At 72.8% G+C, this 16,419-nt stretch carries 18 protein-coding genes and 1 tRNA gene; 12 read left to right on the top strand and 7 right to left on the bottom strand.

Annotation, left to right across the window (positions count from 1 at the left end; translation table 11 throughout):
- Positions 1 to 2 precede the first annotated feature (2 nt).
- From C892_RS0116025 to C892_RS0116015, 3 genes are read right to left on the bottom strand one after another with little or no spacing between them, the layout of a single operon-like run.
- The gene (locus C892_RS0116025; protein ID WP_017558029.1) at positions 3 to 791 is read right to left on the bottom strand and encodes a DUF8175 domain-containg protein; all 789 of its coding nucleotides are present in this window, start codon (positions 789 to 791) and stop codon (positions 3 to 5) included.
- Between the two features lie 36 nt (positions 792 to 827).
- Positions 828 to 1,148, bottom strand: a complete 321-nt coding sequence (locus C892_RS0116020) for a hypothetical protein (protein ID WP_017558028.1) — start codon at positions 1,146 to 1,148, stop codon at positions 828 to 830.
- Between the two features lie 19 nt (positions 1,149 to 1,167).
- On the bottom strand, positions 1,168 to 1,665 hold the full coding sequence (locus tag C892_RS0116015; protein WP_017558027.1) for a DUF6668 family protein: 498 nt from the start codon (positions 1,663 to 1,665) through the stop codon (positions 1,168 to 1,170).
- A 425-nt stretch (positions 1,666 to 2,090) separates the two neighbouring features.
- On the opposite strand from C892_RS0116015, the gene C892_RS30040 reads away from it, so the two are divergent.
- From C892_RS30040 to C892_RS29055, 4 genes are all read left to right on the top strand, one after another.
- The gene (locus C892_RS30040; protein WP_152513402.1) at positions 2,091 to 3,164 is read left to right on the top strand and encodes a VldE C-terminal domain-containing protein; all 1,074 of its coding nucleotides are present in this window, start codon (positions 2,091 to 2,093) and stop codon (positions 3,162 to 3,164) included.
- Positions 3,165 to 3,168: 4 nt separating this feature from the next.
- Positions 3,169 to 4,794: a nucleotide-binding protein gene (locus C892_RS32625; RefSeq protein WP_017558026.1), complete on the top strand. Its 1,626-nt coding sequence runs from the start codon at positions 3,169 to 3,171 to the stop codon at positions 4,792 to 4,794.
- A 355-nt stretch (positions 4,795 to 5,149) separates the two neighbouring features.
- Positions 5,150 to 5,287 carry a hypothetical protein gene (locus tag C892_RS31610; protein ID WP_017558025.1) on the top strand — a complete coding sequence of 46 codons (138 nt, stop codon included), beginning with the start codon at positions 5,150 to 5,152 and terminating at the stop codon, positions 5,285 to 5,287.
- A 56-nt stretch (positions 5,288 to 5,343) separates the two neighbouring features.
- Entirely contained in the window at positions 5,344 to 5,835 is a 492-nt protein-coding gene (locus C892_RS29055; RefSeq protein ID WP_275041829.1) for an NUDIX hydrolase, read from the top strand.
- Here C892_RS29055 and C892_RS29050 read toward each other — a convergent pair.
- Together C892_RS29050 and C892_RS0115985 are read right to left on the bottom strand one after the other, a co-directional pair.
- Positions 5,819 to 6,343, bottom strand: coding sequence for a hypothetical protein (locus C892_RS29050; RefSeq protein WP_193374784.1), 525 nt, complete (start codon positions 6,341 to 6,343; stop codon positions 5,819 to 5,821). The two genes, C892_RS29055 and C892_RS29050, sit on opposite strands and share 17 nt — an antisense overlap.
- A 308-nt stretch (positions 6,344 to 6,651) precedes the next feature.
- Positions 6,652 to 6,733 (bottom strand) — tRNA-Tyr (locus tag C892_RS0115985).
- 160 nt (positions 6,734 to 6,893) lie between these two features.
- Here C892_RS0115985 and C892_RS0115980 point away from each other — a divergent pair.
- Positions 6,894 to 7,391 (top strand): YajQ family cyclic di-GMP-binding protein, encoded by a 498-nt coding sequence (locus C892_RS0115980; RefSeq protein WP_017558022.1) that lies wholly within the window; start codon positions 6,894 to 6,896, stop codon positions 7,389 to 7,391.
- Between the two features lie 57 nt (positions 7,392 to 7,448).
- On the opposite strand, the gene C892_RS0115975 is transcribed toward C892_RS0115980, so the two are convergent.
- The gene (locus tag C892_RS0115975) at positions 7,449 to 8,309 is read right to left on the bottom strand and encodes a M48 family metalloprotease (RefSeq protein WP_017558021.1); all 861 of its coding nucleotides are present in this window, start codon (positions 8,307 to 8,309) and stop codon (positions 7,449 to 7,451) included.
- A 198-nt stretch (positions 8,310 to 8,507) separates the two neighbouring features.
- Here C892_RS0115975 and C892_RS32795 point away from each other — a divergent pair, with 198 nt between their 5' ends.
- The 6 genes from C892_RS32795 (at position 8,508) to C892_RS0115950 (ending at position 15,126) form a co-directional block, all read left to right on the top strand.
- Entirely contained in the window at positions 8,508 to 8,615 is a 108-nt protein-coding gene (locus C892_RS32795; protein ID WP_394296677.1) for a putative leader peptide, read from the top strand.
- Between the two features lie 257 nt (positions 8,616 to 8,872).
- Complete coding sequence (locus tag C892_RS0115970) at positions 8,873 to 10,726, top strand: 2-oxoacid:acceptor oxidoreductase subunit alpha (RefSeq protein ID WP_017558020.1); 1,854 nt, start codon at positions 8,873 to 8,875, stop codon at positions 10,724 to 10,726.
- Complete coding sequence (locus C892_RS0115965) at positions 10,716 to 11,792, top strand: 2-oxoacid:ferredoxin oxidoreductase subunit beta (RefSeq protein WP_017558019.1); 1,077 nt, start codon at positions 10,716 to 10,718, stop codon at positions 11,790 to 11,792. Before C892_RS0115970 ends, C892_RS0115965 begins: the two co-directional genes overlap by 11 nt.
- 163 nt (positions 11,793 to 11,955) lie before the next feature.
- A complete protein-coding gene (locus C892_RS0115960) occupies positions 11,956 to 13,518 on the top strand; it encodes a fatty acyl-CoA synthetase (RefSeq protein ID WP_017558018.1) in 1,563 nt (520 codons plus the stop codon).
- Between the two features lie 92 nt (positions 13,519 to 13,610).
- Positions 13,611 to 14,282 carry an NAD(P)H-binding protein gene (locus C892_RS0115955; RefSeq protein WP_026124396.1) on the top strand — a complete coding sequence of 224 codons (672 nt, stop codon included), beginning with the start codon at positions 13,611 to 13,613 and terminating at the stop codon, positions 14,280 to 14,282.
- A 256-nt stretch (positions 14,283 to 14,538) separates the two neighbouring features.
- On the top strand, positions 14,539 to 15,126 hold the full coding sequence (locus C892_RS0115950) for a hypothetical protein (protein ID WP_017538066.1): 588 nt from the start codon (positions 14,539 to 14,541) through the stop codon (positions 15,124 to 15,126).
- A gap of 78 nt (positions 15,127 to 15,204) precedes the next feature.
- Here C892_RS0115950 and C892_RS0115945 read toward each other — a convergent pair whose 3' ends face one another.
- Positions 15,205 to 15,588, bottom strand: coding sequence for a MerR family transcriptional regulator (locus C892_RS0115945; protein WP_017558017.1), 384 nt, complete (start codon positions 15,586 to 15,588; stop codon positions 15,205 to 15,207).
- Between the two features lie 77 nt (positions 15,589 to 15,665).
- On the opposite strand from C892_RS0115945, the gene C892_RS0115940 reads away from it, so the two are divergent.
- A complete protein-coding gene (locus C892_RS0115940) occupies positions 15,666 to 16,112 on the top strand; it encodes a PPOX class F420-dependent oxidoreductase (RefSeq protein WP_017558016.1) in 447 nt (148 codons plus the stop codon).
- Positions 16,113 to 16,419 lie beyond the last annotated feature (307 nt).

Here is a 16,419-nt window from a genome sequence, read left to right as displayed (position 1 = left end):
GGCTAGGCCTCCTCAGGAGTCGGGACGTAGCCGTCCATGGAGTGGATGACGACCATGGGGATGACCATCTCCCCGTCGGCGCGGGTGACGACCTTCCAGTCCCCGTCCTCCCAGCGCAGGTCCACGGTCACCGAAACGATGCTCTCCTCTGGCACCTCGACCACCATGGCCGAGTCCACCCGGGCCCGGTCGGCCCCGTAGGAGACCAGCTGTGCACCGGCCAGATGGCCCGGAGTCCCCTCGTCGGCTCCGGGCGGGTCGTCTTCGAGCTTGTCCAGCGCGGTGTCCCGCCCCTCGCCCTCGGCGTACATCTGCTCCACCAGGTCGGGCACGATCAGCGGATCGGTGGTCATGGCCACATAGTTCATCGCCGCGAGCACGGCCCCCTCGGGGCTCTTGGCGTAGCAGTGCCGGAACCCGCTCTCCTCGGTCTCGGCGGGCCCGTGGGCCGTGCTGGAGGGCACATCCAAGGTGCCCACCCGCTCCCAGGCGGTGTCCTTGGGCCATTCGGCGAATTCGGTCTTCTCGGTCTCGGGAAGTCCGCACGCGCTGTCGCTGCCGTCGCTGCGCGGCACCTCGGTCGCCGGGTCCTCGGGGTACTCCTCGGCGCCGACGGAGCCCTCGGCCCGGGGCTCGGGTTCGGGGTCGTCGGCGCCGAGGAGCTTGACCGTGGTGACGACCAGGCCGGCCACCACGATCAGGGCCACCAGGACGGCCGCGACCACGAACCCTCGGGAGGCGAAGGGGTGCTCGCTGCCGGCGGCGGGCTGCTCGTGCTCCTCGGTGTCCATGGATGCCTTTCGCAACGGGGGGCGGGAGGGGCGGGGTCAGGAGGTGACGCTGGCGTCCACCAGGAATCCGATGAGGCTGGTGGCGGCGGCGATGACCACGACACCGCCCAGGACCATGACGATGCGGCCCATGTGCTCGCCGCCCTCGCCGCGGCGGGACTGGATGGCCATGGTCGCCCCGGCGATCATCAGCCCGGCCACGCACACCGCCAGCGAAAGCCACTTGGCCCACTGCAGGATGGTGATGAACCCCTTACCGACCGGCGGCGGCTGGCCGCCCCCGGGGTCGGGGATCTTGGCGGACATCGGCAGCAGGTCGGCGGCCGCGGCTGCGCCGCTGGCCAACAGCTCCATCATCGTCGGGTCAGACCTTTCTTCAGGCGGTCATCAGCTGGGCGGTCTGGGCGAGCACGCGCCGCACCGCGCGCGGGGCCGTCTCGGGGGAGGCCGGCGCCAGGCGCCAGGCTTCGACCCAGGGAATATGCCAGAGGCGGGGGACCGCGCCGGCGACCAGGGCGGCCAGCTCCTTCAGCGGCTTGGGGGTGCGGCCGGGGCCGTCGGGCACCAGCACCAGGCCGAGCAGGCGCACCGGGACCTGCCCGGACGCCCACTCGGTGGCCGCCTGGCGGGCGCGCGTCAGCCCGTGGTGGTGGGTACGGGCGACCAGCACCACGGTGTGCTGGCCGGTCCCGGCCACCGGCCAGGCGTGTTCGGCCGGGGCCCCGTCGGCGCTCAGCGCGGCCAGGGTGCTCTCGCCCGCGCCGCCGTGCACGCCCATCCACCACAGCCGGGCGGGCCCGGGGGCCTGGCGGTGTGGCAGGTGCGGCCCTGCGGGGGCGGGCACGAGGGGCTGGGGCTCCAGCGGACCGGTCACCGGTACTGGGCCGGGCTCGTCCCATGCCCCGGGCGCCTCACCGGCCTCAGGGGCACCAGGGGCCGCTGCCGGTGTTTGCGCTGGCCGAGCCGGTGCGGCGCTCAGCCACGGGTTGTCCTCCACGACCCCTCCCCTGTTTCTCCTCGGCGCAATGCACGACAAAGTGAACGCATAACAAAAAAGCCGCAGGCGTGCGGCGCTGACCGGATCCCGAAGCGGGATAATAGCGCACCCCGGCCACGAAAATCACTTGACCCAAACACCCGACCACCACCCTATAATGGTAGACTCACCCCCGCCTTTCGCAGGCCGCAGGGCGGCACGGCCGCCGTATACCGTGAGCGCTTTCCGGACCCACCGCGCTTTCCAGGCGACTGGACGAACTTCTCCCAGCCGCCGCAGAAGTGTTTCCCGAAGGAGGAATATTGGGGGGGTCCCAGGCGGGAAAGGCTCTCTTCCTCGTCGGCTGCCTACCGCTGCTGCTGATCAGTGGATGTCTGGGGTCGGTGGTGCTGCTCTCGGGCGGCGCCCTGTCCTGTTCGCCGACCACCAGCGTTTCCATCGACGAGTCACAGATTCCCGACGACGCCATCGGCCAGGGCGGATGGCACGGCGAGCAGCTCAAGAACGCCGCGGTCATCATCAACGTCGCCGCGGACATGGGCCTTTCGGTGCGCGACCAGACCATCGGCGTCATGACCGCCATGGGCGAGTCCACACTGGAGGTCATCGACCACGGAGACGACGCCGGCCCCGACTCACGCGGGCTGTTCCAGCAGCGCGACAACGGCGCCTGGGGCACCTACGAGGACCGAATGGACCCCGTGCGCAGCTCGGAGATGTTCTTCGAACAGCTGGAGAAGGTCGAGGGGCGCGACGACATGGAGCCGACGCTGGTCGCCCATGAAGTGCAGCGCAACGCCGACGCCTACCACTACGAGTCCTATTGGCCCGACGCCAAGAAGGTTGTCGAAGCCCTTTCCGGCGCCGACCTCGACCCGATCGCGGTCAACTCCCAGCAGTGCGCCGAATTCGGCAAGGGTGGAGAGCCCCAGCTCAGCCAGGACTGCCAGCCGGTGGCCAATCAGATCCACCCTTCGGCCTGCAAGGCCTACGCCGCCCTGGTCGCCGAGTTCGGCGACGGGTTCTGGGACCCCGTCGGCGGGGTGGGATGCCAGGACCCGCGCAACGGACAGGGAGACCACCCGGTCGGGCAGGCCTGCGACTACATGATGGCGCCCCCCGAGCAGGTCCCCACCCCCGCCATGGACCAGCGCGCCATCGAAATCGTGCAGTGGATCATGACCCACCACGAAGCCCTGGAAGTGAAGTACATCATCTACGACGAGCACATCTGGAACCCCGCCAAGGACGCCCACGGCCCGTGGGAGGAGGTCAAGCGCGAGCACGCCAAGGCCTCCGAGCACGGCAACACGTTCGCCCACGTCGACCACATCCACCTGTCGACCGGGCCGTGGTACTACAAGAACGGAAGGTGAGCCGGTGACCACGACACCGCAGATCAGCGCGCAGGTGAGCGCCGACGGCACCGGCGTGCTCTCCATCGGGGGCAGCGAACACCGCATCACCGAGTCCGGCGTGGACCGGGCGCGCTCTCGCATCATGGAGATGGTCATGGCCCGTGCCGCCGACGAGGGCCGGGCGCTGCTGGTCGAGGCCGGCGACCCCGACGGGCGCAGCTGGCGGATCCTGGTCCGCCCCGACGGCGGCGTCGAACCCGCCCCCGAGGAGACCGGAGCGGGCAAGGCCCCCGGGGACGACCCCGCACAGGAGAGCGCCCCTGAAGACACCGCCCCGCCTCCACCGGCACCCGCCCCTCACGCAGAGCCCGACCCCCCTTCGGAAAACCCCGGCGCGGACCAGGATGCCCACCCCCACGGTCGAGCCGAGCGCGCGGAGGCGGTGGCCGCCGAGGCCCCGCCGGCACCTGCGCCCTCTCCCACGCCATCGCCCCCGGACTCCGCGCCGGAACGGCTGGCGGGCTCGGTGGACGTCGCCCCCGCCTCCGGCCAGGCGCCCCCGTCCGCTCCCCCGGCCCCGCCAACTCCAGCACCCGCCCGCCCTCGGGCCGACGAACAGCGCCAGGCCCCCCACCCCGCCGGGGGCGAGCGGCGGCCGCTGCCGCCCCGCCACCTGGCCGACCGCCCCGACCAGGGCCACCGCCCTCCCGCAGGCCCGCCTGCGGCCGCGGCACCGCCCCGGGCCGTGCCCGCCGCCCCGCAGCCACCGCGCCCGGCCCAGCCGCCCCGACCGCACCCCGCACCGGCGCCGCAGGGCCCGCCGCAGCCGCTGTGGACCCCGCCGGGCACCCCCTCCCTGCGCGGCCAGGCCCCGCCCGAGCCCGCGCGTCCCGAGCCCGAGGCGGCCCGGCACCTGTGGCACGAGGCCATCGCCGAGCACAACCAGGCCATCTCGCGCACCATCGCCGTGCTCAGCCTCAAGGGCGGCGTCGGCAAGACCACCACCGCCATCGGCCTGGGCACCGCACTGGCCGTGCGCCACACCGAGAACGTCATCGCCGTGGACGCCAACCACTTCGGCACCCTGACCGCCCGCATGCCCCAGCAGGCCGAGATGGGCGCCGCGGAGCTGGCCGCCGCCGGCGGCCGCGTCCAGGGCTGGGCGGCCCTGCGCCGCTTCCTGGCCTCCAACCCCCAGCGCTTGCACGCCCTGGCCGGCGGGGGCGGCGCGGCCGCCTACGAGGCCGCCGCCGCGATGGTGGAGAACCACACCGACACCGTGGTCGCCGACTGCCGCACCGACCTGGACGACACCGTCACCAAGGCGGTCCTGGAGCGCGCCACGCAGTGCCTGATCGTGATGGAGCCCAGCACCGACGGACTCGCCGCGGCCCAGGCCACACTGAACCACCTGGCCGCCACCCACCCGGCCCTGGCCCACACCTGCGTGTTCGTGATCTGCCAGCGCACCCGCCGCGCCCCGGAGCTGCGCCAGGCCGAGAAGGCCTTCGCCGCCCAGGCCCACCCCGTGGTGGCCGTCCCGTACGACAAGCACCTGGACCAGGGCGGCGTCATCGTGCGCGACAAGCTCAAGCGCGCCACCCGCACCGCCTACGACCGCCTGGCCGACATCGTGACCACCCGCTAGGAACCCGTGGACTCGGGGGGCGAGGCGCGTGTTCCGAAGGGAATCGAGTGCATCCGACGTTAGCGGCTGTGCCGACACGCAGTGACCGGCTCCGGCCGCCCCCGCTGACCGACGCCTCTTGAAGGCAGGCATCGCACCAGGAGAGGTCGCGGCGGTGGCGCCCCCCTGGGAGCGGGGGCCCTTCTGGTCCTGCTGTGCCCACTGGTGGGTTGAGAGGGCCGATGGCAGGAGGAGGTTGTGAAGACTCTGCAAGCAGCCGCCGTCGCCGGGGCGTTCACCGGCGCGCTGGGCCTGGCCGCCCCGGCCTCAGCCGAGACCACCCTGCCCGATCCTGGCCGAGGAGGCCGACGCTGCGGTGGAGGGGATCCCGCTGGCGCTGTGGGTCGGTCGGTGGGCCGGGCGGATCCACCGCGCCGAGGCGGGGGACGATGCCGAGGAGCGGGCCCGGCGGGCGCTGGTACGCGTCGTGGAGGCCACACGGCCGGAGTGGTGACCTGACCGTCACGGCTCGACCGGGCCGGTCTCCTTCTTCTTGAGAGCGATCCCCAGGTGGTCGGCGAACTGGCCGATCACCTGCTCGGCCTTCTCCTTCGCGGCCGATGTCGTGGCCAGCTCGTCCGTGGCAACTCCCCCGACCGAGTCCTTATGCTCCGGCGGTACCGCTTCGTCCCGGACAAGTGGGGCTGGGAACTGCCCGGCGGCATCATCGACCCCGGCGAGGACCCCGCCGGCGCCGCCGCCCGCGAGGTCGAAGAAGAGACCGGCTGGAGGCCGACCACAGGCCTCAAGCACCTCACGACCTTCCAGCCGATGGTCGGCATGGTCGACTCCCCTCACGGCGTCCTGGTCGGTAGGGGCGCCGAACGCGTCTCCGACGCCCCTACCGACGGCGAAGAGGCCGGAACCGTCGCGTGGATCCCCCTCAAAGAGGTTCCCGGCCTGATCGAACGGGACGAGGTACTCGGCGCCGGCACCCTCGTCGGCCTCCTCCAGATCATGGCCATGGGGATCCCCGGCGAGACCGTCACAGAAGACCGTTGAGTTGATCGATCCGCCTCCGGTGGCGGACTGATCCCGTGCGGTTGGCCAGGAGCCGCGCCTTCTGCAGCTGGCTCATGGCCTCCGCGTACTCCTTCCGCACGAGGTGGGCGTGGGCGAGGTTGCTCCTCACGCCCGCCTCGGCCCGTGTGAAGGTCGGATCCATGGCCTCCAGGACGCCGTAGAGGTCCGTGACCGCCTGGTCGTCTCCGGCGAGCGCAAGCGTGTGCTCCCTCCAACGGGTCAGATGGGCCGAGGTCAGGAAGATGCTCGGCATATCCGGGTCCCGCAGCAGGTCGTCCGCCGGCATGACGCGTTCCGCCTGCCCCAGTCGCTCGTGGCACGCGGCGAGATCCCCGTTCAGCACCAGGAACTCGGCTTCAGCCGCGTATAACCACGCCATCAGCCGCGGCGACACCTTGCCCTCCGCATGGCGCACCGCCTCCTGGACGAGTTGGAGGGCGACCTCCGGCTTCTCCGAGTACGCGAGGACGTAGGCCTGCTCCCCCATGGCATGCACGAGGAACTTCGGCTGCTCGGCCTCCCGGGCGGAGGTCTTGGCGAGCTCGTAATGGCGCCACGCCGTTCGATGGCCCCGACATCGAAGGCCTGCCAGGCAGCAAGCGAAGAGGCCCCGGCCAGGGCTTCAGCGAGGGGGCCGAAGCGCCGCCCGGGGAGTAGCCGACCGTGGGGCCGCAAAACTTCCCCACGTATTCCCCACAGATGGCCGTCTGCGGCGGGACACGCCCGGACGCCGCCGGACCGAACGAAAACGCCCCCTGACCGCGCTCACGCTGGTCAGGGGGCGTTCTCCGTGGGTGGCAGGTGCAGGGTTCGAACCTGCGTAGGCTGAGCCGGCGGTTTTACAGACCGCTCCCTTTGGCCACTCGGGCAACCTGCCTGGGAGTGCTGCGCCCTCGTCGGGGCGCGGCGACGTGAAAGAGAATAGCGGACAAGCGGCGCGCTCGCGAATCGGTAAGCTCTGTGCCGCCGCGGCCGGCCCGGCCCGGGACCGCGGCCGCCTGCCGGAACCGACCCGAACCCCGAGAGTGTGAGCGCACGTGGCCGCTGAATCCAGTTTCGACATCGTCTCCAAGCTCGACCGGCAGGAGGTCGACAACGCGCTGAAGCAGGCCGAGAAGGAGCTGTCCCAGCGCTTCGACTTCAGGGGCACCAACGCCTCCCTCGCCTGGTCCGGCGAGCAGGGCATCGAGGTCAGGGCCAACTCCGAGGAGCGCGTCACGGCCGCCCTGGACGTGTTCAAGGAGAAGCTGATCAAGCGCAAGGTCTCCCTGAAGGTCCTGGACGTCCCCGAGAAGCCCAAGGCCTCGGGCAAGGAGTACCGCCTGCCGGTCGCCCTGAAGGAGGGCATCTCCTCCGACGACGCCAAGAAGATCTCCAAGCTCATCCGCGACGAGGGCCCCAAGGGCGTCAAGGCGCAGATCCAGGGCGACGAGCTGCGGGTGAGCGGCAAGAAGAAGGACGACCTCCAGGCCGTCATGCAGCTGGTCAAGGAGAAGGACTTCGACCTGGCGATCCAGTTCATCAACTACCGCTAGAGCCGGCGGAGCCCCGAGGCGCGGTACGCGGCGGCCGGTGGACGGCCGCCGCGCCCCTCACTCCAGGCGCCACTCCTCCTCCAGCGCGCGCAGGCGGCGGATGCGCTCCGCCGCGGGAGGGTGGGCGTCGAACAGTCGGCACATCCCCCGCTTGGGGAACGGGTTGGCGATCATCTGGTGACCCGCGGCCAGCAGCCGGCGCTCGGTCGGCAGCGGGTGGGTGCGCGCCCCCGCCTCGATCTTGCGCAGGGCCGATGCCAGCGCCAGCGGGTCGCCGGTGAGCCGGGCCGCCGCCTCGTCGGCGCGGAACTCCCGGCGGCGCCCGACCCCGGCGTGGATCACCGTCGCCGCCAGCGGCCCCAGCACCAGGAAGAGCAGCCCCTCGAGCAGTCCGGGCCCCTCGTCGTCGCCGTCGTCCAGCGGCAGCAGCAGCGCCAGCGCGGTCAGCGAGGTGATGATCGTGGCCAGCCCCACCGCCACCGCCGAGACCAGGGTGTCCCGGGTGCGCACGTGGGCCAGCTCGTGCGCGACCACCGCGCGCAGCTCCCGGTCGTCCAGCAGCCGCAGCAGGCCGGTGGTGCAGCAGATCCCCGCCGAGCGCGGGCCGCGCCCCACCGCGAAGGCGTTGGGCGCCGCCGTGGGCGACAGGTAGAGCCGGGGCATCGGCTGGCGCGCCCGGGTGGCCAGGTCGCGCACCACCCGGTGCAGTTCGGGCTGCTCGAATTCGCCCACCGGCCGGGCCCGCATCGCACGCAGCGCCAGCGAGTCGCCGAAGAAGCAGACCAGCCCGGTCACCCCGAGCACGACCACCGCCGCGGCGCGCACCCCCTCGTGGCCGGCGCACACCCATCCGGCGAGCACGATCAGGGCCGCCAGTCCGGCGAGCAGGGCGAGGGCCCGGATCGGATTGGGGTGCACGGCGGTCCCGCCCTCCTTCGTCCGCCCGACAGTCCTCCCGGCCGGGCCGCGCTTCGCGGGCCCGTCCACCGATAGGAACGTGTGGGCCCCGCCGGTCCGTTCCCGTCCGGCGCCGCGACCCCGCCGACCGGGCCCGGGGCGGCGCCGACCTGATCGGCCCGCCCCCGCCCGCCGCGCGCGCCGGGCCGGAGGCCTATAGTGGCGGACGTGGCCGTAATCACTCCGCACCGCCTCCCCGGTGCCCTGCTGACCGGTCGGCGCCACGTCGACCTGGCACGGGTGGAAAGCGCCCTGTGTCGCCCCTGACCCCGGCACGGGGGCGCCGCCGAGGGGCGGCGCGGCCGTTCCCGGAAAGGGGGTGTGGGCCCGGCCCTCACCCAGCGGCGCCCGCCAGGCGCCGCCCATCAGGTCCCCACTGATCCCATTGGCAACCGTTGGGGCCCTGCGCCGGCCACCACGCGGCCGCTCGGCGAGCGGTGCGGTGCGTAGTCTGGCGGCGAGGGCCGAGGCAACCTGAGCCTCCGCGCGCCCGCGGGGGCTCGTCGAGGAGGTCGGCGATCTCAGTGACCAAGAAGGTCCAACGTGTCGATCGCGTCATCATCCGGTTCGCGGGAGACTCCGGCGACGGGATGCAGCTGACGGGCGATCGCTTCACCCAGGAGACGGCGTCGTTCGGGAACGACCTTTCCACCCTTCCCAACTTCCCGGCGGAGATCCGCGCCCCTGCCGGAACCCTGCCCGGCGTGTCGAGCTTCCAGCTCCACTTCGCCGACCACGACATCATGACCCCCGGTGACGCCCCCGACGTGCTGGTGGCGATGAACCCGGCCGCGCTCAAGGCCAACGTGGAGGACCTGCCCCGGGGCGCCACGATCATCGCCAACACCGACGAGTTCACCAAGCGCAGCCTGGCCAAGGTCGGCTACGGGTCCGACCCGTTGGAGGACGGGTCGCTGGAGTCGTACAAGGTGAGCCGGGTCCCGCTGACGTCGATGACGGTCAAGGCCGTCGAGGAGTTCGACGTCTCCAAGAAGGACGCCCAGCGGGCCAAGAACATGTTCGCCCTGGGCCTGCTGTCCTGGATGTACAACCGGCCCACCGAGGGCACGCAGGGCTTTTTGAAGTCCAAGTTCGCGGGCAAGCCGGAGATCCTCGCCGCCAACCTCGCGGCGTTCCAGGCCGGGTGGAACTTCGGCGAGACCACCGAGGACTTCGCCGTGTCCTACGAGGTCAAGCCGGCCTCGCTGCCCCCGGGCACCTACCGGAACATCACCGGGAACCTGGCGATCTCCTACGGGCTGGTGGCCGCCTCCCGGCTGACCGGGCTGCCGCTGTTCCTGGGCTCCTACCCCATCACCCCGGCCTCCGACATCCTGCACGAGCTCTCCCGGCACAAGCGCTTCGGCGTGCGCACCTTCCAGGCCGAGGACGAGATCGCCGGGGTGGGCGCCGCCCTGGGCGCCGCCTTCGGCGGGTCGCTGGGCGTGACCACCACCTCCGGGCCGGGCATGGTGCTCAAGGGCGAGACCCTGGGCCTGGCGGTGATGACCGAGCTGCCGCTGATCGTGGTGGACGTGCAGCGGGCCGGGCCCAGCACCGGCATGCCCACCAAGACCGAGCAGGCCGACCTGATGCTGGCGCTGTACGGCCGCAACGGCGAGTCGCCGGTGCCGGTGCTGGCGCCGCGCTCGCCCGCGGACTGCTTCGACATCGCGGTGGAGGCGGCGCGCATCGCCACCGCCTACCGCACGCCGGTGATCGTGCTCTCCGACGGCTACCTGGCCAACGGGTCCGAGCCCTGGCGCATCCCGGACGTGGCCTCCCTTCCGGACCTCTCCGTCGAGTTCGCCGAGGGGCCCGGGGACGACGGCGGGGAGTTCCTGCCCTACCGGCGCGACCCCGAGACGCTGGCGCGCCCCTGGGCGGTGCCGGGCACCCCCGGGCTGGAGCACCGCATCGGCGGCATCGAGAAGAGCGACGGCCGCGGCGACATCTCCTACAGCCCCGCCAACCACGACCTGATGGTGCGCTCGCGCCAGGGCAAGGTGGACGCGATCGCCCGCGGCCTGGACCCGCTGGAGGTGGACGACCCCTCGGGCGACGCCCGCGTGCTGGTGCTCGGCTGGGGCGGCACCTACGGGTCGATCGCCGCAGGCGTGCGCCGGGTGCGCCGCGCCGGCGGCAAGGTCGCCCAGGCCCACCTGCGCCACCTCAACCCCTTCCCGCCCGGCCTGGGCGAGGCGCTGGAGCGCTACGACCGGGTGCTGGTGCCCGAGATCAACCTGGGCCAGCTCTCGCTGCTGCTGCGCGGCCGCTTCGGCGCCGACATCACGGGCTACAACAAGGTGCGGGGCCTGCCGTTCAAGGCCGAGGAGCTGGCGGGCGTCATCCAGGAGGTCATCGATCGTGCCGAGTGAGAACGGATCCGCCGCGAACGGCTCCGCCGCCCCCTCCTTCCCCGGGCTGGCGCTGGTGCCGTCGGCGCAGCAGGAGTACAAGGCCAAGGACTTCAAGTCCGACCAGGAGGTGCGCTGGTGCCCCGGGTGCGGGGACTACGCGATCCTCGCCGCCTTCCAGGGGTTCCTGCCCGAGCTGGGGGTGCCGCGGGAGAACGTGGTCATCGTCTCGGGCATCGGGTGCTCCTCCCGGTTCCCCTACTACCTGAGCACCTACGGGATGCACTCGATCCACGGCCGGGCGCCGGCGATCGCCACCGGGCTGGCCGCCTCCCGCCCGGACCTGTCGGTCTGGGTGGTCACCGGCGACGGCGACGGGCTGTCGATCGGCGGCAACCACCTGATCCACGCGCTGCGGCGCAACGTCAACGTCAACATCCTGCTGTTCAACAACCGCATCTACGGGCTGACCAAGGGCCAGTACTCGCCCACCTCCGAGCCGGGCATGGTGACCAAGTCCTCGCCGATGGGGTCGCTGGACTCCCCGTTCAACCCGGTGTCGCTGGCGCTGGGGGCGGAGGCCTCGTTCGTAGCGCGCACGGTCGACTCCGACCGCAAGCACCTGACCTCGGTGCTGCGCGCGGCCGCCGCGCACGAGGGGTCGTCGTTCGTGGAGATCTACCAGAACTGCCCGATCTTCAACGACGACGCGTTCGAGCCGCTGAAGGACCCCGCCGAGCGGGACCTGCGGCTGCTGCGGCTGGAGCACGGCGAGCCGCTCACCACGGGCGGGCGCGGCGTGGTCTCCGACGGCTTCGGCGGACTGCGCACGGTCGACGTGGAGGAGGTCGGCGAGGACGCGGTGCTGCGGCACGACGCGCACCGCGAGGACCCCGGGTACGCCTTCGCGCTGTCCCGGCTGGACCTCCCGGCGTTCGAGCATGTCCCGATCGGGGTGTTCCGGGACGTCCGCAGGCCCGCCTACGACGCCCTGATGAACGAGCAGGTGGCCGAGGCCCGCTCGGCGCAGGGCGAGGGGGACCTGGGGGCCCTCCTGGCCAGCGGCGACACCTGGACCGTGGAGTGAGGCCCGGGGCGCCGCACCGGGGCTGAACCGCCCCGGTCCGGACCCCGCCGGACCCCGCCGGGCGGCCGTGCGCCCGGCGGGGTCCGCGCTCTGCTGGCGAACCCGCCCGCCCGCACCTACCGTGGTGAGGTACATCACGCGGGTGAGGGCAGCGGGAGGCGCGATGGAGCGGGAAGCCGCGGTCACGGCGAGCACGGTCGACGGGGTCGTCAGGCGCGCGGCGGCGCGCACCCCGGAGGGGACCGCGCTGCGGTTCGGCGGCCGGAACTGGAGCTACGCCGAACTGGACCGGGGGGCGAGCCGGGTGGCCGCCTGGCTGCTGGGACTGGGGCTGACCCGGGGCGACCGGGTCGCCGCCTTCGGCGGCAACTCCGACGCCTACGTGCTGGCCTTCCTGGGCTGCGCGCGGGCGGGGCTGGTGCACGTGCCGGTCAACCCGGCGCTGCGCCGCGAGGAGCTGGCCTACGTGCTCTCGCAGTCCTCCTCGATCGTGGTGCTGGCCGACCCCCGGCTGGCCGGCCGGGTGGAAGAGGTGCGCCCCTCCGTCCCGGCCCGGGACGTGCTGGCCCTGCGCGGGGCCCTGGAGTCGGTGCTGGAGGTGGCCCGCGACCCGCACGCCCCCACCGGACCGGTGACCGAGGTCTCCGACACCGACCTGGCCCAGCTGCTCTACACCTCGGGCACCACCTCCTCCCCCAAGGGGGCGATGCTGACCCACCGGGCGCTGGTGCACGAGTACGCCAGCTGCCTGCACGCCCTCGACATCGGCGAGGACGACCGGATCCTGCACGCGCTCCCGCTCTACCACTCGGCGCAGATGCACGTCTTCCTGATGCCGGGGCTGGCCGCGGGGGCGCGCAACACGCTCGCCGAGTCCCCCGACCCCGGCGACGTGCTGCGCAGGATCGAAGAGGAGCGGGCGACCTCCTTCTTCGCCCCGCCGACCGTGTGGCTGGCGCTGCGCGACCATCCCGACTTCGACGCCCGCGACCTGTCGACGCTGGCCAAGGGGTACTACGGCGCGGCGGCGATGCCGGTGCCGGTGCTGGAGGACATCCGCCGCCGGCAGCCGGGGATCGGCTTCTACAACTGCTTCGGGCAGAGCGAGATCGGGCCGCTGGCCACGGTGCTGCGGCCCGAGGAGCACGTCCCGGCGCGGATGGGCTCGTGCGGGCGGCCGGTGCTGAACGTGGAGGCGCGGGTGGTGCTGGAGGACGGCGGCGAGGCCGGGCCCGGCGAGACCGGGGAGGTGGTCTACCGCTCCCCGCAGCTGTGCGAGGGGTACTGGGACAAGCCGGAGGAGACCGCCGAGGCCTTCCGCGGCGGCTGGTTCCACTCCGGCGACCTGGCCCGGCGCGACGCCGACGGGTACTTCACCGTGGTCGACCGGGTCAAGGACGTGATCAACACCGGCGGGGTGCTGGTGGCCTCCCGCGAGGTGGAGGAGGTGCTCTACCGGCACCCCTCGGTGGCCGAGGCGGCGGTGATCGCGCTGCCGGACGACAGGTGGGGCGAGGCGGTGACCGCGGTGGTGGTGCCGCGGGCGCGGGTCGCCGGGGACGAGCTGATCGCGTTCACCCGGCGGCACCTGGCCGGGTTCAAGGTGCCCAAGCAGGTGCACCTGGTGGAGGACCTGCCGCGCAACGCCAGCGGCAAGCTGCTCAAGAGGATCCTGCGGGAGGAGCTGGGCACCGGCGACGAGCCCAAGGGCACGCAGCCGCAGTGACGGTGCGGCGGCGCGGCGGCGTGAGGCGGCGCACCCCGGCGGGGCGGCCGATCCTTCCCTCCTGGGCCCGCCGGGCGGCGTAGCCTGCCCCTATGCGAATTGTGATTGCCGGTGGCCACGGCAAGATCGCGCTGCGCCTGGAGCGGCTGCTCTCGGCGCGCGGCGACACTCCCGTGGCCCTGATCCGCGACCCGGGGCAGGCCGACGACGTGCGGGCGGCCGGTGCCGAGCCGGTCGTGGCCGACCTGGAGAAGGCCACCGTGACCGAGCTCTCGGAGAAGGTGATGGACGCCGACGCGGTGGTGTTCGCCGCCGGAGCCGGTCCGGGCAGCGGCGCCGAGCGCAAGGGGACGGTGGACCGGGCGGCCGCGGCGCTGCTGGCGGACGCGGCCTCGCTGGCCGGTGTGCGGCGCTATGTGATGGTGTCGGCGATCGGCGTGGACGACGGTCCGGCCCCGGGGTCGGATCCGGTGTGGGCGGCCTATGTGGAGGCCAAGCGGGACGCCGACGCCGACCTGCGGGAACGCTCGGAGGCGTTGGACTGGACGATCCTGCGGCCGGGGCGGCTGACCGACGAGCCGGGCACCGGGCGGGTCCGCCTGGCCGCGTCGGTGGACAAGGCCGAGGTGCCGCGGGACGACGTCGCCGAGGTGCTGGCGGCGCTGCTGGCCGAGCCGGCCTCGACGGCGTCCGTCGGCCGCACGCTCGAACTGGTCGGCGGCGACGACCCCGTCCCCGAGGCGGTGGAGGCCGCTCTGGCCTGACCGGGCGGCCCGGCCCGGACGCGGTGTGTCCGGCCCCGCGATCCGGTCCCGCGTGTCCGGCGTGCCGTGTGCGGCGCCGTGTGTCCGGGAGCGGCCGGACCGGCCGGTTCCGGCCTGTTCGGCCGCTTCCGGGCCCTTCTGGCCAGAGCGGACCCCCAGGCGGCATGATGGGGCGGACGCGGACGGCCCCGCGGACCTCTTGCTCCGCAGCGCCGCGAGGGCAGAGCAGGCAGAGCAGATAGGTACGGTTCATTCCATGAGCGTCACGCAGGTCGTCAGAGACAGCACCGTCGTCGAGCACGCCAAGGTGGCGGCGCAGCAGAACCGCCGGATGTTCATCGTCCAGCTGGACGTCGGCGGGTTCGACGAGGGCTCCAGCAAGGTCCGGCCGGGGCTGACCCGCATCCTTGAAGGGATCGAGGAGGCCGGCTGGCACCTCGACCAGATGACCCCGGTCACCGGCTCGGAGGGCGAGGCGCTGCACCTGTGCCTGTTCCGCCCGGCCGGCTCCGGCGGCCGGAAGGCGGCGGCCGCCGCCGAGGAGCAGGCCCCGGAGGCCGCCCAGCAGCACACCGGACAGCAGCAGGCCTACCAGCAGCACCCCACCGGGGGGCAGCCGCAGGACCCCTACGCGGCCTACCAGTACCAGACCGGACAGCAGCAGGCCTACCAGCAGCAGTACGGGCAGCAGCCCCAGCAGGGCTACGGCCAGCAGCAGTACCCGGGCTACGGGCAGCAGCCCCAGCAGGGCTACGGGTACGGCCAGCAGCCGCAGCAGTACCCGGGTTACGGGCAGCAGCCCCAGCAGGGCTACGGCCAGCAGTACCCGGGGTACGGGCAGTAGGAGGACCGGCAGCCCCCTTCGCGGCCGACCGCCTGGGCCCGCGCACACCTCCGTGCGCGGGCCTTTCGCGTGTCCGGCTCAGGCGGGGGCGGCGGGCCCGGACGCGGGGATCCGGCTCTCGGCGGCCTCGATGTAGGCGCGCAGCGCCGTCCGGGAGCGGGTGAGGGTCGCGATGCGGCCCTCGATGTCGTCGAGGCGGGCGTGCAGGGCGTCCACGAGCTCGCGGCAGGGGGCCAGGTCGGGGGCGGCCCCGGTGGCGCAGGGCAGGATGAAGGTGATGTCCTGGGTCGACAGGCCCGCGTCCAGGAGCCTGCGGATCTGGACGACCCGCGTGACGGCGTCCTCCCCGTACGCGCGGTAGCCGCCGCCGGTGCGGTCCGGGTCCAGCAGGCCCTGGGCCTCGTAGTAGCGCAGCAGGTGCGGCCGGACCCCGGTGCGGCGGCTCAGCTCTCCGATCAACACGCCGGTCCTCCTTGACCTTCACACCGGTATGAAGGTCGAGGATGCTGTCATCGGGGACCGACGTCAAGGGAGCAGATGTGACCGCCCAAAAGCAGGACACGGCCGGATTCGACCCGCACGGGCTGCTGGCGCAGAGCAGGCTCGGCGTCCTCGCCACGATCAAGGCGGACGGCCTTCCGCAGCTCTCCCCCGTGATGCCGTACTACGACCGGGAGGCCGGCACGCTGCAGGTGTCGATGACCGAGGGCCGGGCGAAGACGGCGAACCTGCGCCGGGACCCGCGGGCGGCGCTGGAGGTGACGCGGTCCGACGGGCGGGCCTGGGGCACCGCCGAGGGCCCGGTGACGCTGGCCGGCCCCGGGAGCGACCCGCACGGGCCGGAGGTCGAGGCCCTGGTCGACTACTACCGCAGGGCCGCCGGCGAGCACCCGGACTGGGACGAGTACCGGTCGGTGATGGTGTCCGAGCGCCGGGTCCTGATGACGATGAGCGTCGAGCGGGTGTACGGCGAAGAGATCGACTGACCGGCGCTCCTCCGAGGGCGGTCGGAAGCGCGGGGCGGCACGGGCCTCCGTGCCGCCCCGCCCCACCTCCCCGAGCCCTCCCGAAACATCCGCTCATCCCACTCCCTCATCGAACCGGCCCGGTTCTTGTTTCCGAAACCCCTCGGGACGGTCGGGGTCCATGAGACGTCAGGCACGACTTGCCGGAAAGGGCGACGATCTTCACCTCTCCATGAGGAAGGTTGCGCACACAATCGGATATACGGGCCCTACGTCCTGAATTCCATGCGCGCGAAAGAACCCCTCATCCGAACAGCAGGGCCTGATT

Source organism: Nocardiopsis baichengensis YIM 90130 (assembly GCF_000341205.1).
Classification (GTDB): domain Bacteria; phylum Actinomycetota; class Actinomycetes; order Streptosporangiales; family Streptosporangiaceae; genus Nocardiopsis_A; species Nocardiopsis_A halophila.
This window is presented reverse-complemented; position numbering and strand designations above follow the sequence as displayed.